The sequence below is a fragment of the Acidimicrobiia bacterium genome (genome assembly GCA_041393965.1).
Classification (GTDB): domain Bacteria; phylum Actinomycetota; class Acidimicrobiia; order Spongiisociales; family UBA5794; genus UBA5794.
On sequence record JAWKJB010000002.1, the window covers coordinates 369,351 to 385,640 of the forward strand.

Annotated in this window: 13 protein-coding genes and 1 pseudogene; 9 read left to right on the forward strand and 5 right to left on the reverse strand. The window is 63.2% G+C overall.

The genetic code is table 11. The features are described 5' to 3' along the window. The first annotated feature begins 12 nt into the window (after window positions 1-12). From ffh to rimM, 4 genes and pseudogenes are all read left to right on the forward strand, one after another. The gene (gene ffh, locus R2823_06570) at window positions 13-1,359 is read left to right on the forward strand and encodes a signal recognition particle protein (protein MEZ5175853.1); all 1,347 of its coding nucleotides are present in this window, start codon (window positions 13-15) and stop codon (window positions 1,357-1,359) included. A gap of 7 nt (window positions 1,360-1,366) precedes the next feature. Next, a pseudogene (gene rpsP, locus R2823_06575) lies at window positions 1,367-1,618 on the forward strand (30S ribosomal protein S16). Between the two features lie 98 nt (window positions 1,619-1,716). Further along, window positions 1,717-1,968: a KH domain-containing protein gene (locus tag R2823_06580; protein ID MEZ5175854.1), complete on the forward strand. Its 252-nt coding sequence runs from the start codon at window positions 1,717-1,719 to the stop codon at window positions 1,966-1,968. 1 nt (window position 1,969) lies between these two features. Next, entirely contained in the window at window positions 1,970-2,509 is a 540-nt protein-coding gene (rimM, locus tag R2823_06585; GenBank protein MEZ5175855.1) for a ribosome maturation factor RimM, read from the forward strand. 33 nt (window positions 2,510-2,542) lie between these two features. On the opposite strand, the gene R2823_06590 is transcribed toward rimM, so the two are convergent. Beyond that, window positions 2,543-3,838, reverse strand: coding sequence for a DUF222 domain-containing protein (locus R2823_06590; GenBank protein ID MEZ5175856.1), 1,296 nt, complete (start codon window positions 3,836-3,838; stop codon window positions 2,543-2,545). An 85-nt stretch (window positions 3,839-3,923) separates the two neighbouring features. On the opposite strand from R2823_06590, the gene R2823_06595 reads away from it, so the two are divergent. The 3 genes from R2823_06595 to R2823_06605 all read left to right on the forward strand — a co-directional run bounded on the left by R2823_06595 (window position 3,924) and on the right by R2823_06605 (window position 9,500). Beyond that, window positions 3,924-5,651 (forward strand): discoidin domain-containing protein, encoded by a 1,728-nt coding sequence (locus R2823_06595; protein ID MEZ5175857.1) that lies wholly within the window; start codon window positions 3,924-3,926, stop codon window positions 5,649-5,651. Between the two features lie 194 nt (window positions 5,652-5,845). Further along, window positions 5,846-6,103, forward strand: a complete 258-nt coding sequence (locus R2823_06600) for a hypothetical protein (protein MEZ5175858.1) — start codon at window positions 5,846-5,848, stop codon at window positions 6,101-6,103. An 88-nt stretch (window positions 6,104-6,191) separates the two neighbouring features. After that, on the forward strand, window positions 6,192-9,500 hold the full coding sequence (locus R2823_06605) for a methylmalonyl-CoA mutase family protein (GenBank protein ID MEZ5175859.1): 3,309 nt from the start codon (window positions 6,192-6,194) through the stop codon (window positions 9,498-9,500). A gap of 40 nt (window positions 9,501-9,540) precedes the next feature. Here the strand turns inward: R2823_06605 and R2823_06610 are convergent, their stop codons facing one another. After that, entirely contained in the window at window positions 9,541-10,413 is an 873-nt protein-coding gene (locus tag R2823_06610) for a hypothetical protein (GenBank protein MEZ5175860.1), read from the reverse strand. A gap of 58 nt (window positions 10,414-10,471) precedes the next feature. Between R2823_06610 and cofG the strand changes: the two genes are divergently transcribed. Both cofG and cofH read left to right on the forward strand, forming a co-directional pair. Then, window positions 10,472-11,614, forward strand: coding sequence for a 7,8-didemethyl-8-hydroxy-5-deazariboflavin synthase CofG (gene cofG / locus R2823_06615; GenBank protein ID MEZ5175861.1), 1,143 nt, complete (start codon window positions 10,472-10,474; stop codon window positions 11,612-11,614). Beyond that, entirely contained in the window at window positions 11,611-13,479 is a 1,869-nt protein-coding gene (cofH, locus tag R2823_06620) for a 5-amino-6-(D-ribitylamino)uracil--L-tyrosine 4-hydroxyphenyl transferase CofH (protein ID MEZ5175862.1), read from the forward strand. The genes cofG and cofH overlap by 4 nt, the downstream gene beginning before the upstream one ends. Before the next feature lie 33 nt (window positions 13,480-13,512). On the opposite strand, the gene R2823_06625 is transcribed toward cofH, so the two are convergent. From R2823_06625 to R2823_06635, 3 genes are read right to left on the reverse strand one after another with little or no spacing between them, the layout of a single operon-like run. After that, window positions 13,513-14,274, reverse strand: a complete 762-nt coding sequence (locus R2823_06625) for an ATP-binding cassette domain-containing protein (GenBank protein MEZ5175863.1) — start codon at window positions 14,272-14,274, stop codon at window positions 13,513-13,515. Next, window positions 14,271-15,245, reverse strand: coding sequence for an iron ABC transporter permease (locus tag R2823_06630; GenBank protein MEZ5175864.1), 975 nt, complete (start codon window positions 15,243-15,245; stop codon window positions 14,271-14,273). The genes R2823_06625 and R2823_06630 overlap by 4 nt, the downstream gene beginning before the upstream one ends. A 41-nt stretch (window positions 15,246-15,286) precedes the next feature. Next, on the reverse strand, window positions 15,287-16,228 hold the full coding sequence (locus R2823_06635) for an ABC transporter substrate-binding protein (protein MEZ5175865.1): 942 nt from the start codon (window positions 16,226-16,228) through the stop codon (window positions 15,287-15,289). Between the last annotated feature and the right edge of the window lie 62 nt (window positions 16,229-16,290).

Sequence of the window (16,290 nt, forward strand, 5' to 3'; positions counted from 1 at the left end):
CCCTGCATCATGATGTTCGACGCACTCAGCGCCAGACTGGGAGAGGTGTTCGGAAGGCTCCGAGGAAAGGGTCGCCTTTCGGAGGATGATGTCGACGCCGCGCTTCGTGAAGTCCGGATCGCCCTCCTCGAAGCCGATGTGAACCTCCATGTCGTCAAGGCATTCATCGAGCGGGTCAAACATCGGGCCGTCGGCGTGGAGGTCACCAAGAGCCTCACCCCCGGCCAGCAGGTCATCAAGATCGTTCACGAGGAGCTCGTCGTCACCCTCGGCGAGGCCGCGGTTCCGCTCGCGAGGACCGAGACCCCGCCGCTGGTGGTCCTGATGGTCGGGTTGCAGGGATCGGGCAAAACCACGACTGCGGCGAAACTTGCCAAGCATGTCAAGAGCAAGGGAAAGCGCCCCATGCTGGTGGCTGCTGACCTTCAGCGTCCGGCTGCGATCGACCAACTCGAACAGCTCGGCAAGCGGGTCGGGATCCCGGTCTACACGGACCGCAATGGGAAATCCGCGCAGAAGGTGGTGAAGTCGGCGCTCAAGGAGGCTCGCGCGCAGTCGGCGAATGTCGTGATCGTCGACACCGCCGGTCGCCTGCAGATCGACACGGAGCTGATGAAGGAGCTCGCAGCCGTCAAGAAAGTTGCCGAACCCGACGAGACCCTCCTCGTTGTGGACGCAATGACGGGCCAGGAGGCCGTCAGCGTTGCGCAGGGATTCAGCGAACACACCGACATCACCGGTCTGGTCATGACCAAGATCGATGGTGACGCCCGCGGGGGTGCGGCGATTTCGGCACGCGCGGTGACCGGGGTACCGATCAAGTTGGTCGGAACCGGCGAATCGATCGATGCCCTCGATGTGTTTCATCCCGACCGCATGGCCTCGCGCATCCTCGGCATGGGCGATGTGCTTTCGCTGATCGAGAAGGCCGAAGAGGCCTACGACAAAGCGGAAGCGGACCGTGCCGCCAAGAAGATGCTTGACGCATCATTCGACCTCGAGGACTTCCTTGAGCAGTTCCAGCAGCTCAAGAAGATGGGGCCATTGCAACAGCTCGTTGGTATGCTCCCGGGCGCAGGTTCGGCCCTGCGCGATGTCCAGGTGGACGAGAGTCATCTCGCTCGCGTGGAGGCGATCATCCGGTCCATGACCCCTGAGGAACGACGGAATCCGAAGGTGATCTCCGGCAGCCGCAAGCGCCGCATCGCGACGGGATCGGGAACGAGGCCGCAGGATGTCAACGGCGTCCTCAAGCAGTTCTCGCAGGCACAGAAGATGATGAAGGCCATGGCCGGCGGCAAGAGTCCCATCCCTGGACTCGCCCTGCCCGGCGGTGTACGAACGAACAAGAAGAGGTGATCGACAGATGGCAACCAAGATCCGCCTGACGCGGCTTGGCAAGAAGAAGCAGCCGACCTATCGCGTGGTCGTTATGGACTCCCGCAAGCCGCGCGACGGCGAGTACATCGAGCAACTCGGTGTCTACGATCCTCGGCAGGATCCCTCTCTCGTGACCATCGACAACGAACGGGCGTTGTATTGGCTCAAGACAGGCGCCCAACCGACCGACCGGGCGCGAAAGCTCCTCGAGATCTCGGGTGCATGGACGCAGTTCAAGGTCGCCCGCGGAGCGATTCACACGGTCGGTGCCGACGCGGAGGTCGAAATGGCGGCGGTCGAGGCGACCGATGTGTCCGATGACGAAACGGGAGAAGCATGAGCCAAGGGGAGATCGTCGAGAAGGTTGTGTCCTATGTCGTCGGTGAGATCGTCGACAACCAGGACGAGGTCGAGGTCGAGATCGTTGCCGACGGCGCCGACGCCGTCGTAGCCGAGGTTCGAACCGCCAAGAGCGACATGGGACGGGTGATCGGCAAGCGGGGTCGAGTCGCACGGGCGATTCGGAGTGTCGGCAGCGCAGCGGGTGACGAGGAGGGGCTCGGTGTCGATGTGGAGTTCCTCGACTGACATGGCCCCGGGCCGCGGCCACTCCGACGACGCCGACGGCCCCATCCCCGTTGGATATGTGCGCAGAGCGCACGGCGTCCGCGGCGATGTCGTTGTTCGCAGCATGGTCGACGATGCGGCGACGCGTCTCGTCGTCGGAGCCTCCTTTGCGACCGACGCACCGGAACAGCCGATCCTGACCATCGAGGCCGTCACGGCACTCGCCGACGATTATCGAATCTTGTTTGCCGAGGTCTCGGATCGCACCCACGCCGAGGAACTCAGGGGTGTGCAGATCACGATTCCCGCGTCGGAGCGCCGCCTGCTTCCCGACGATGAGTGGTGGCCGGAGGACCTGATCGGCTGCCAGGTGATCACGAGCGACGGCAGCCAGGTCGGGACGGTCCATGAGGTCATCTTCGGCTCGGCCCAGGATCGGCTCGTCGTTGTCGCACCCGACGGGTCGACGGCAGAAGTTCCGTTTGTTGAGGCGCTGGTACCGACGGTGGACATCGCCCACGATCGGATCTTTGTGGAGTTGCCAAGCGGGTTGTTCGAATAGGGGCCGAAGACGGCCTCCCCAGCCGTTGGGGGTCTACGGGGGATCTGGCGGCCGTGTCACGATTTGACCGAGTGCCGTGACCCATCGGTAGGACCCATCCTGACAGCGGCGGTATGTCCAGCGGTGGGTGTCCTTGATCACATGGTCGTGCCTGCACAGTGGCTCGAGGTTTCTATCGGCGGTCGGCCCACGATCGACCCAGCGTACCGTGTGATCGATGTCGCATTGGGTTGATGGCATCCGACAGCCCGGAAAGACGCATATCGGTGCCTGGGCCCGAACAGCCCGAGCAGTGCCCGCCGTCGGTCTGCGTCTGAGCGCCCGTGTGGACAGCACATTGCCAGTTTCGGTATCGACAACGGTTGCACTCCACCGGGCATCGTGGTGTTCTTCCACGATGCGTGCAGCGATTTCGCCGACGATTGGGCCGTATCCACCGAGATCACCGGGATGTGAGTTCAGGCCAACCAAGGTGTCGAGGTCCACACGGATATCGACCATTCCGCGCTTGGTGCCCGACGCCGACGATCCCTCGACGGATGTCGGCTCGGCTCCGAGCAACAAGTCGATGAACACATCGGCCCGAAGTTGATCCATCGTGCGGCCCTCGCTTTTGACCTTGAGCGTTCTCGCAAGAGCATTGAGCCGCCGTGTTGCCGCTGCCACCCGATCGGGCGGAAGGTCGAAGGCGTAGAGATGCGATGTTCCATCGATCGACGGCTCAGTGACGACCCGCCGGTTGGTGCAAGCCGATTCGTAGCGATCCATGGCCGACTCGGGATCAGCTTCGAGCGAGAGCTTGCGGATACGAGCCATGATCTGCCCAGTGGTCAGGTCGGGCAGCGCCGCAGCGATTCGATCGACAACCACCTGGGCGGCTGCGGTGGAGAGGTGCGCCGTCGCGTGGTCGATTGCCTTGGCCCGTCTGACATCGATGAGGCCACGCGCGAGCAGCTCGGCGACCGCAGGAAGACGCGACTTCAGGTCGAGCGCAAACGAGAATTCGATGTCGGCCGCCCGTCGTGTCAGATTGAGCGCGACCCGGATCTCTGCCGCAGCGCCTTCCAAGGCGCTTTCGCGGTCCCAGCCTTCGTCATCGGCAACCGCATCGGCGATGGCATTCATGTCCTCGTACATCTTGGCTGAGTAGTACGACACCATCCGTTGATGTGCTCGGAGGACGGCGACCCGGTCATGGCCGGAAAGGGAGTGAACATCGACGCTCGACAACGCTGCTGCGAGGAAGATGCCGGGACACATCGCATCGAGATGGTCCCCGATGCTCATGTCTTCGACGGTGTGCCGGGTGCGTTCCAAAGTATCGAACATGTGTTCGATTCTACGCAACGGGTCTGACACTTTTCGCGACGAAGAGCCAGCCGATGTGAACGCTCGCTGTGTACCTTCTGTGACCATGAAGCGCCTCGTTGCGTCGGTGGCGATCGTCATCGCATCTGGTTGTACGCCGTCGTCCGGAGCAGCCAGCACCACCACGAGTTCATCAATGCCGGTGCCCACAAGCCGGTTGCCCACCACGACGATCCGCCCAACAACCAGCACGGGCGTCCAGCTGGCATACGAGGTCCCCGAACACGACATTGCGGTCCGTTCCGGCGACGGCACGACCGAGTTCTACCGGCGAAGCACGGACGAGCGTATTGTTCCTATGGGTCCCAACTTCCACCAACTCGGCCCCGAGAACGATTACTTCGTCGACAGGCTGTTCTCGCCTGACCGCTACGCCCCTTCCTTCGTCGATACGCAGCTCGACCTGATGGTGACCATGGGCTACAACATCGTGCGCACGTCCCTCGATGTGTGCGTGGAGGACTGCATCGGATCTCGCCAGGGGGGTTTGCGCCAGGACTACCTCGATAATGTCGCCGATTTCATTCGCCGAGCGAACAAACGCGACCTGTTGGTGATCATCACATCCAACGATCTTCCTCGCTATGCCGGGTACATCCCCATCGCCGAGGCGACCTGTTGTGATCCCTTCGATGGGTACATCAACAGCCATTACCTGTCTGAGGTGGGGATCGAGCAGCGGTCACGGTATTGGACGGATGTCGTTGAGGCGTTCATCGACCGAGAGGTTCCGCTCGATGCGATCATGGCCTACCAGATTCGGGGAGAGCTGTTCCTCTTCCCGGATACCCCACCCCTGTCGCTGACCGGCGGCCATGTCACGACTGCGAACGGGAACACCTACGACATGGCAGAGTCCCAAGAGAAGCGCCAGATGGTTGCGGACGGTGTTGCGTACTGGGTCGACCGGGTCGGCGCTGCCATCAAGGAGCTCGACCCAACCGCGCTCATCACGGTTGGTCTGTTTCCGCCGAACGAGCCCAATGTGTGGCGGCCCGACCTCAACCGGGTCGTACCGACCGCAGCAGCATTCGAGGCTGCTGCCGTTGACTTCTTGGACATCCACCCCTATCCGGGATATGTCCCATTGGGCCTCATGATCGAGAACCTGGATCTCGATCACTTCAGTAAGCCGGTGGTGGCAGGCGAATCCGGCGGGTTCACATTCGTGTACGACTCGCCTCGGTCCGCAGCATCAGGGCTCCAGGACTGGCAGGTGGAGTCGTGTGAGTACGGGGTGCAGGGATGGATGTTCTGGCACTGGACGGGAACCAACGATCACGACGTATGGACCGGGACCGAAGCCAACGGTGCGATTCTGAGGACGCTTGCACCCGTCAATCGACCCGACCCCTGCATCGGTGAGTCATTCGACTTCTTCGAACCGAATATCGCCAGCCGCAGGCCCGTGCGCACCTCAGCATCGTTGACTCGGGGTGAACTCGCCGTTGACGGATGGAACACCACCGTGTGGGAGTCGGGCGATGGACCGACCCAATGGATCGAAATCGACCTCGGAACGGAGTCGACGGTGGAGGCGATCCGTCTCGTGACATCGCAGTATCCCGAAGGCGACACGGTGCATCGAGTGCTGGTTGGAGCCTCCGCTGCGCAGCTCCACCAGGTCTACGAATTCGCCGGCTTCACCCACGATGGCGACCGACTTGAACATGTCTTTGCGGGACCCCTCGAGCATGTGCGTTTCGTTCGCGTGGTGACGACCAACAGCCCGTCGTTCGTGTCGTGGCGAGAGATCACCGTCCTCGGACATTGAATGCGACGAAGACCGCTGCCTGTCTATGACACCGCGCAGTGTTCGACCGGCGATCAAGCGCTCATTGTTCAGCCGTCGCCGACAGACATTCCGCTATTGACTGGCCTGGGAATCAAGTCCTACCCAATTGGTCAGCCCGCGTGGACCCACCAAGTCATTCGGATTACATACAATTGCGGTTGAAGGGACGACGGATGAAGGGCATCGCTCACTATTGGGCATTCTTGGTAGCGGCATTTGGTGCGGTTGCCCCCTTCGCTCCGAGATGGCCACCGGTCATCAAGCAGTGGGGACCCGTGATAGGTGCCCTCGCCGTGGCCATTGCATATGTTGCGGCAGATGCCCATCAGACCGTTTGGGCACTGACCCTCTTCGGTGTGAACATTGTCATTGCTGCCTATCTCGTCACACGGAGCCTTGTTCGGACTCTGAGTTCCAGCCGTAAGGGTTGACTCGATATCGAGCCTGGGTGGAACAGGTCGGAACCGGGCTCGACCCCGTTCGTGAGTCCTCACGGCAGTGCGTCCTAACATCTCGCGGGTGCAGCCAGAATCGATTCGGATCGTCACCGCCACCTCGCTCTTCGATGGCCACGATGCATCGATCAACATCATGCGCCGCATTCTCCAGTCGAAGGGCGCAGAGGTGATCCATCTCGGCCACGACCGATCGGCGGCCATGATCGCCAAGGCCGCCATCGAAGAGGACGCACACGGCGTTGCGGTCACTTCCTATCAGGGCGGCCACATGGAGTTCTTCACCTACCTGCGCGAGACCCTCGATGAGGCGGGCGGTACCGGGATCAAGGTGTTCGGCGGCGGCGGCGGGACGATCCTTCCCGACGAGGCAGCTCAGCTTGCACGGAACGGAATCGCACGGATCTACTCACCCGACGACGGCAGGAGACTCGGGCTCGAGGGCATGATCGCGGACCTCCTCGAGCAGGCACGATCCGACAAACCGATCTTGGAGGATCTGTATGAGCGGGTGCTCGCGGGGGATCACCTGGCCGTTGCAAGGGCGATCACCCTTGCCGAGAACGCTCCCGACGCCGTCGTCGATGTGCTCGACCGGTTTCGGGCCGAAGCTCGAGATCGTGGGGTTCCGGTTGTCGGTTTCACCGGCACCGGCGGGTCGGGGAAGTCCTCGATCGTCGACGAGCTGGTGTTGCGATTTCGGCGCGACTTCCCGACGAACGCCGTCGCCGTCATTTCAGTGGATCCGTCACATCGCAGGTCGGGGGGCGCGCTCCTCGGTGACCGAATCCGGATGAATGCGGTGTCGGGACCACGGTGCTTCATGCGATCCATGGCCACCCGGCAACCCAATCTGACGATGTCGCCCCATGTCGGGGACGCCGTTGCGATCGTCAAGGCCGCAGGATTCGATGTCGTCTTCCTCGAGACCTCCGGGATCGGGCAGTCGGACACCCAGATCGTGGACGCATCCGATGTTGCCGTCTATGTGATGACACCGGAGTACGGAGCGGCGACCCAGCTCGAGAAGATCGACATGCTCGACTACGCGGATGTGATCGCCATCAACAAGGCGGACCGTCTCGGTGCAGACGACGCTGTGCGCGATGTGCGCAAGCAGTACAAGAGGAACCGCAAGCTGTTCGATGCGGACGATGCCGACCTTCCGATCCACGCCACGGTCGCTTCAAGGTTCAATGATGCTGGCACCCAACAGCTCTACGAAGCCGTCATGCGTGCGGTCGATTCGGCGTTCCCTGAGACGCTCGGCCCGTTCGAGCAACGGGGTGGCACATCCAACACGGATCCGCTGATTCCCCGATCGCGGGTGCGGTACCTGTCGGAGATCGCCGACGCGGTTCGTTCCTACAACCGCGAAACCGACCGGCTCGCAGAGGTTGCGGCGGATCGAGAAGCCTTCGCAACCTTGCGCCGACTCCACCCGGAGATGGGCATTCCTGAACCGGCGGAGCTACCCGACGAACTCGCCGCGGCACTCGACAGCTGGGATGCGACTGCCGATCGGTATCGCAGCGGTGTCGTGACCTACGAAGTGCGTGGTACCGAACTCCAGGTCGACAACAGGATCGAGAGCCTGTCCGGCACGGTCTTCCCCAAGGTGATCCATCCGACGATCCGTGGGTGGGCGGACCGCGTCGCGTGGCTCCGCAAGGAGAACCTCCCCGGCCACTTCCCGTTCACGGCGGGTGTCTTCCCGTTCAAGCGTGAGGCCGAGGACCCGACTCGGATGTTCGCAGGAGAGGGCGGTCCCGAGCAGACGAATCGTCGTTTTCACTATCTCGCAGCAGACATGCCTGCCGTGCGGCTGTCAACGGCATTCGACTCGGTCACCTTGTACGGCCACGATCCGGATCCGAGGCCCGACATCTATGGAAAAGTCGGGAACTCGGGAGTGTCGGTTTCGAGTCTTGATGATGCCAAGAAGCTGTACTCGGGGTTCGATCTCTGCGATCCCGCAACTTCCGTGTCGATGACGATCAACGGGCCAGCGCCGATGATGCTCGCGTTCTTTCTCAACACGGCAATCGACCAGGCGTGCGAGCGGCACATCGTCGCGGAAGGGCTCACTGAGCCGGTCAAAGCCAAGATCGCAGAGATCTTCGCCGAACGGGGTCATGAACAGCCCCGCTACCACGGTGACCTTCCCCCCGGGCATGACGGCTCGGGCCTCATGCTCCTCGGAATCTCCGGCGCAGATGTCCTCGATGAGGCAACCTACGGGCGCATCAAGCGAGAGACGCTTGCCGCCGTCCGGGGCACCATCCAGGCGGACATCCTCAAAGAGGACCAGGCGCAAAACACCTGCATCTTCAGCACGGAGTTCGCCCTCGGCATGCAAGGCGACATCCAGGAGTACTTCATCGAGCACGACATCTCAAACTTCTACTCGGTGTCGGTGTCGGGTTACCACATGGCCGAGGCGGGAGCCAATCCGATTTCACAGCTCGCCTTCACGCTTGCCAACGGTTTCACCTTCGTCGAGTACTACCTCGCGCGCGGCATGGCGATCGACAGCTTCGCCCCCAACCTCAGCTTCTTCTTCTCCAATGGTCTCGATCCCGAATACGCCGTCATCGGACGCGTCGCACGCCGCATCTGGGCCAAAGCGATGCGCGATGTCTACGGCGCGGGCGAGCGCAGCCAGAAGCTCAAGTACCACATCCAGACCTCAGGGCGTTCCCTGCATGCCCAGGAAATCGCATTCAACGACATCCGTACGACCCTGCAAGCCCTCTACGCCATCTATGACAACTGCAACTCGCTCCACACCAACGCCTACGACGAAGCGGTGACCACACCGACCGAGGAATCGGTCCGCAGGGCACTCGCCATCCAGCTCATCATCAATCGGGAGCTCGGTCTCGCCAAGAACGAAAACCCGTTGCAGGGCTCGTTCATCATCGAGGAACTGACCGACCTGGTCGAAGAAGCCGTCATGATGGAGTTCGATCGGCTCACCGACCGGGGAGGGGTGCTCGGTGCAATGGAATCGATGTACCAGCGGTCCAAGATCCAGGAAGAGTCGCTCAGGTACGAACACCTCAAGGACACGGGGGAACTCCCGATCGTCGGTGTCAACATGTTCCTGTCGGAGGCCGGGTCACCCATCCTGACGCCTGACGAGGTGATTCGGTCGAGTGACGACGACAAGGACCGGCTGATCAACGATCTGCGCTCGCTGCACGATCGTGAGCGCAAGTCCGCCGAAGTCGCGTTGCGCGACCTCCAATCCGTCGCCCTCGCAGGGGGGAACATCTTCGACGCCCTGATGCAGGCCGCGAAGGTGTGTTCACTCGGACAGCTTTCCGATGCCTTGTTCGCCGTCGGTGGGAGATACCGGCGAAACATGTGACCATCGTGCCGCCGGCATGGCGCCGGACGAGGACAAGGCCCTACGGAAGGTCGAGTGAGAGGGTTGCACCCTCGTCCTGCTGGCCCTCCGGTCCAACCGTTCCGACGAAGAGGCTCACCATGCCAGAGGGCCCGTCGCCGATGGCCGCCTCGAATCCTTGCCATGTGTCGATCCAACCGTTGAGCGGGACATTTCGCCGCGTGAACGAACCGTCCGATGCAACGAGATCCAGCCGAAGCGAATCGAGCCCCGGTGCGGCGTATCCCTCGACCGATACGGGATAGATCGTCGATCCCGGGGACGGTGTCATCACGATCACGGCGGGTGAACGCGTGGGTCCCGGGGGCGTGACCGCTGCGTCGCTCGGGATGATGTCGATGATGAGGTTCGCCGGCGAGGAGGTCGCAACCGCCCGCGCCATGATCGCGGTTCCCGGAGCTCCTTGCAGGTCGATCGACAGCATGCCGTCGCTGTCCCTCACGACGAAGACCTGCTTGACAAGATCCCCGTCGGGAAGAGAGTCGGCTATCGCGGTCGCGTCGACCTCTGGTGGCAGCTGAACCCTCACCACAGCGGCGTAGGCGAGGACGGTGACGCCCGTCGGCCCGAGGGAACTGGCGGGAGCGCCAGTATCGGATGCAAATCCGATGACGACCCGCTCGCAGGTTGCCGAGTCGGTCCAGTGGATACTGGCGATCGCGGTTGCATCTCCGACATCCTCGCCGAGGGCGGCAACGAGACCATCGTCACCGAAACGGACATCGCCGATACGGCAGATCTCGTCCGATGCGACTGTCGTGGTCGTCGACATCGGTGTCGGAACGGTTGTCGTGACCGAGGTCACGGTCGACGGCGACGAACATGCGGCGGCTGCGAGGGCGAGCAGGGCTGGAATCCTTGCCAATCGTCGCATCGTGCCGAGCGTAGTTGGTCCCGCAATCGTGACCGTCACAGCGTGATACCTTGCCCAGATGCTCGGAAACCCTGATCCGGAACTCGCGCTTCGGTTCCTCGACGGATCCTGTGAGCCGGATGACTTGTTGGACACAGCGAGCAGGCTCCGCAACGAGGGGCACGGGCGGACGATCACCTACTCCCGCAAGGTGTTCGTCCCGATCACCACTCTGTGCAGGGACACCTGTAGCTACTGCACCTTCGTCAAACCCCCCGGGGCCGGTGGGCAGTACCTGACCCCGGACGATGTTCTGGCAATCGTGCGAGCCGGTGATGCACTGCATTGCACGGAAGCACTGCTGACGCTCGGCGACAAGCCCGAGGACAAGTGGCCCCAGGCCCGAGAGTTCCTCGATCGACACGGTGCGTCGTCGACGATCGACTACACGGCAACGATGGCCGAACTGATACGGGGCGAAACCGGACTCTTCCCGCATGCCAACCCCGGCATCATGGATGCCGACGATCTCGCACGGCTGCGCCCGAGCAATCTGTCGATGGGGCTGATGCTCGAGAACATCTCGGAGCGGCTCACCCAGCCCGGCATGCCGCACCACAAATGCCCCGACAAGGTTCCGGAGGTTCGGGTCGCAACGATCCGGGAGGCAGGCCGCCAGCACATTCCGTTCACGACGGGCGTCCTCGTCGGGATCGGTGAGACCGATGACGAGGTCGTCTCCAGCCTGTTCGCGCTCGCCGACCTTGCCGCCGAGCGCGGCCACATCCAAGAGGTGATCATCCAGAACTTCCGCGCAAAGGCCGACACGCTCATGCGCTTCAGCCCGGAACCGTCCATACCGTACTTCGTCAGGGTGGTGGCCCTCGCGCGGTGGATTCTCGGCGCAGAGATGAATCTTCAGGTCCCGCCGAACCTCACCGAGGACTTCACGGTCTACCTCGACGCCGGAATCAACGATTGGGGCGGCGTCAGTCCCCTCACCATCGATTGGGTGAATCCCGAGGCTCCGTGGCCGTCGCTCGAGCGTCTGCGGGCCGTGACGGTCGGAGCAGGATTCGATCTGCGTCCACGGCTTCCCGTCTACCCCGAGTACCTCACCGAACGGTGGATCGACCCCCGGTTGTTCGACGATGCGGTCTCAGCGGCCACCGATGAGGGTTACGCTGCCATCCCGTCGCTGCATCGCGAAGGAGTGCTATGACGGCGGTTACCTTTCTCCAAGTTCGCCCTGCCTCTCATCTCAACGAGATGTGGGCGTCGACCCGCCGCCGCGAAGGGACGCTGGTCGTGGAGGTGGACGCGCCGACCCTCGACGACCTCAGGGCGGCGCACAACGGTGGCCTCCTTGTGGCAAGCGGCGATCCGTCGGTCGTCTCCGCTGCGTATGTCGTGACGCCGGGGGTCAGCCGCACCTTGACCCGAAACGCCGTCGCCGGCTGGCGGGTCAGCATCATCGATACCGGCTCGCGAATGGAGATTCTCGACGCGCTTGCTTTTACTCAGGCCAGCTACCTTCGCACGAGCCGGAGCACCGTTGCGAAAGCAGCTGCCCTCGTCGCCGTACCCGGATGCAACGCAGCCGTGTCGACCTTCGTCGATACCGTCACCCAAGCCCTTGAGGTGATCGCAGCGGGAGCATCGGATCTGCTGTTGCGAGACTGGGGCACCGAACGGATCGGTGAGCTGCGTGACGCGCTTGGCGACCGGTCTCTCGTCGAACGCTCGGCATTCCCGCCCGGCCTCGGCTATGACGAGGCGGTGAATGAGCTCGATGCCGACTCCCTACGGGCGTACCTCAACCAGATCGATGGTACCGGTGTTGCCCGCCCGAGGGTTTCGTGGGCACCCGGCATGGACGAACCCGCTCCTCACGGACCGCGGCGTGTCTCGGCGGCATGGCACGATTCGCCTTGGAAATCCGATGATGCCGTCGCGATGGAGGATGCATCCTCTGAGGTGCTCCCGATTCTCGAACACGCCCTGTGCGGGACGGCCCCGTCGGTGGATGAGATCGAGTTGCTCCTTCACGCTCGGGGTGGCGATGTCGAGGCGATCGCCGACGCTGCGGATCGCCTGCGTCGTCTCGTCGTCGGAGACGAGGTCAGCTTTGTCGTCAATCGCAACATCAACTACACCAACCAGTGCTATTACAAGTGCGGGTTCTGCGCCTTCTCGAAGGGACCGCGTTCGCTCGATCTCCGAGGCACGCCCTATCTCATGTCGATTGACGAGGTCGTGCAACGCTCTGCGGAGGCCTGGGAGCGCGGAGCCACCGAGGTCTGCCTGCAAGGAGGCATCCATCCCGAATTCACTGGCCGCTTCTATGTCGACCTCGTCACGGCAATCAAGGCTGTGGTGCCGGGTATGCATATTCATGGGTTCACTCCCCTTGAGGTGTGGCAGGGCGCCGAAACGGCAGGTGTGAGTGTCAGGGAGCTGCTGACCATGCTGAAGGAGGCTGGACTCGGCACGCTGCCCGGGACCGCCGCGGAGATCCTCGACGACGATGTGCGCCGCACGCTGTGTCCGGACAAGATCCGCACGGCGCAATGGTCCGAGGTGATGTTGACGGCACACGAGATCGGTCTTCGCACGACCGCAACGATCATGTTCGGCCACATCGACGGTCCCAGATCGTGGGCCAACCACCTCGAGGTCCTTCGAGCCATTCAGCGACGCACGGGCGGCTTCACTGAATTCGTTCCGCTGCCGTTCGTACACATGGGGTCTCCGATCTGGCTTCGGGGGCAGGCGCGGCCCGGGCCGACCTGGGACGAAGTCGTTCTCGTCCACGCGGTTGCCCGTCTCGCGCTGGTCGGCCTCATCGACAACATCCAAGCGTCATGGGTGAAGCTCGGACTCGATGGCGCGGCAGCGTTGCTGCAATCGGGCTGCAACGATCTCGGCGGGACGCTCATGGATGAATCGATTTCCCGAGCCGCGGGTGCGTCCCACGGCACGGAGGTCTCTGCCGCCGAGTTCAGGGATCTGATCCTCGACCTTGACCGTCAACCTGTGCGTCGCACCACGCTGTATGAGGCAATCGAATCGGGCATCGTCATCTGACGCCGATGGCCTCCCCAGCCTCGTTCTTGCGTCTCATGCGGGGATGACGATCGGAACGCCGGTGTCGGGATGCGGCACCACCAGGACCGGAGTCTCGTAGACGGCGCTGAGGAGCGTCGCGTCCAGCACCTCTGCCGGTGTGCCGTCGCGCACGATCCTGCCGTGGTTGAGCAGCACCATGCGGCTGGCGTGCCGTCCCGCAGCATTGAGGTCGTGGCTGGTCGAGACCACGATTCGGGTTCCCGCCGCCTCAGCTTCGGCGGCCGACATGACCAAGTCCGCATGTCCGAGATCGAGGCTGTCCGTTGGTTCATCGAGCAACATGACGGGCGCCCCCTGGCACAGGACCCGTGCGACGGCAACGCGGCGTTGTTCGCCTCCTGACAGCTCACGAAACGGACGGTCGGCGAGTTCGGTGACACCGACTCGCGCCATCGCTGATCGGACCCGAGCGTCGGGTTCTTCCAATGTGCTGGCAATGAATGTGCCGAACCCCACAACGGTTGCGACATCGAAGCCGATGTCGCCGGAGTGGGTCTGCGGAAGGTATGAGCGCAGCCGCGCTGCGCTTTGTGGCCCCACATCCGCGATCGGGACGCCAGCGACCGTCGCCGTTCCGCGTGTGGGAGCGACCTCGCCGGCAATGGTGCGCAACAGGGTGGACTTCCCGGAGCCGTTCGGCCCGACGACCGCAACGAATTCACCGGCGCTCACATCGAGGTTGATGTTCTCCAGTGCCCGCCGACGCCCGAAGGTGACGGTGACCGATGAGAGATCCACGCGAAGCGGGGTCATATCGGAACCCTGTTGCGTGTGATGAGCCCAACGAGATACAGGCCCCCGATGATCGCCGTTACCAACCCGACGGGCACCTCGAAGCCGTGCCCGATGATCCTTCCGACGACATCGGCGAGAGCAACCATGAGCCCACCTGCGAGGGCGGACGCCGGTATCGCAAGATGGTGATGCGGCCCGACCGCGGCGACGGCCGTGCGACCCGCGACGAGCCCAACGAAGCCGATCGAACCCGCAGCCCCGACGCTGGCACCGACACCGAGCCCGATGAGGCCGAGCACGATGATCAGGGTGGTCCCCACATTCACACCGACATGGCGTGCAGCATCGTGGCCGAGGCTCAAGATGTCGAGCCTTCTGGCGTACGGCATCACACCGATGGCAACGATGGCCCCCGCAAGGGCGAGGGCACCCGCGACCTCCCATGTGGACGCACCGAGCCCACCGAAGAACCAGAAGGCGACATCAGGAATGCGGGGATCGTGAATCGCGATCGACGCGGCCGCAACCAACGCCCCAAGGGCAAGGCCCGCTCCGACACCGACAAGGATGAAGCGGGTCGGCTCGCCGGAAACCCGTGAGGAGAGCCAGAGCACGCAAAGCGCACCGCAGACTCCCGCCACGGCACCGGCGGCGATCGCGACGGTTGGCCCACCCGACGCATATCCGAGCCAGAAGCCGGTGAGGCCACCGACGGCTCCGGCGGAGGACAAGCCGATGAGCTGCGCGTCGGCAATCGGGTTCCGCAGCGATCCCTGGAGGACGGTTCCGGCGATTCCGAGAATCATCCCGACGAGCATCGCGACGACCGTCCTCGGAAGTCGAATGTTCCAGACGATCGCATTGGTCTGGGATGGAGGATCCAGCCGAAACGGGGTGAGGTGATCCACGAGCACGCGGAGCGAATCCGACATCGGTACCGGCACCGCTCCGACACTCACCGAGACGATCACGACCGCTGGAACTGCCAAACAAGCCAGGATCGCGATGATCCCGAGCGACCGGGGTTGCCTCACGGCGCGAGGTCCGGATGCAGATCGACGACGAGCTGCATGAGTGCCTCGCCGGTGCGGGGCCCCATGCCGAGAAACAGGGCTTCATCATAGGTGATGATGCGCCCCGTTACTCCGGCAGGTGTGTCCGCCACTCCCGGCAAGGCGAGGAATGCGTCGAGTCCGCCGATCAGATCAAAGCCTTCGATGGGCGTGATCAGAACATCGGGTTGTGCCGCAACGAGTTGTTCGGCGACGAGTGGCTCGGCGAACACGACGCCGGTGTCACCGAGCGCATCGACCCCGTGGGCGGCCTCGATCAGGAAATGGGTTGGCATGCCATTTCCGAACATGAGGAGTGTTTCGGGACCTCGCACATAGACATACGCGACACGAGGGGTGTCGGTCGCCATTGCGGCGAGGCTCTGCGCCCGCCCGATCTCAGCTTCCACACCGGCGACGGCCTTCTGGCCCTCTGCTTCGAGACCGAGGATCTCGGCAATCGTGGTGATTTTCCGACTCACACCGGGAAGCGTTGCCTGCACATCCAGGATCACCACCGGTATGCCAGCAGCTCTGATCTGCTCGATCGCTGACGCCGGTGCGATCTGCGTGTCACCGAGGACGAGCGTCGGGTCGAGACCGATGACGGCCTCGGCGTTCAGGCGTCGGCCCAGTCCGACATCCGGGATCGAGAGAGCCTCGGGCGGATAGGTCGTGGTGAGATCCCTCCCGACCACTCGATCACCGGCGCCGAGCGCGAAGATGACCTCGACGAGGTCGCCGTTGAGGACGACGATCCGGCTTGTGTCCGAGATGTCGCTTTCGACCCCGTCGACACCCACGAAGAGCGCAGCGGGCGACTGCTCGGGCGTAGGACGAGTTGCGGTTGAGGTGCTGGGGCTGCACGACGCCACGACCAGCAAGCTCATCCCGAGCACGATCGAGTTGGTTGTCTTCATGGCCGTAACTTATGGTTCGCCGATCCCGACTTCCTGTCGGAATTTCGATGCGTCCCGCTGTT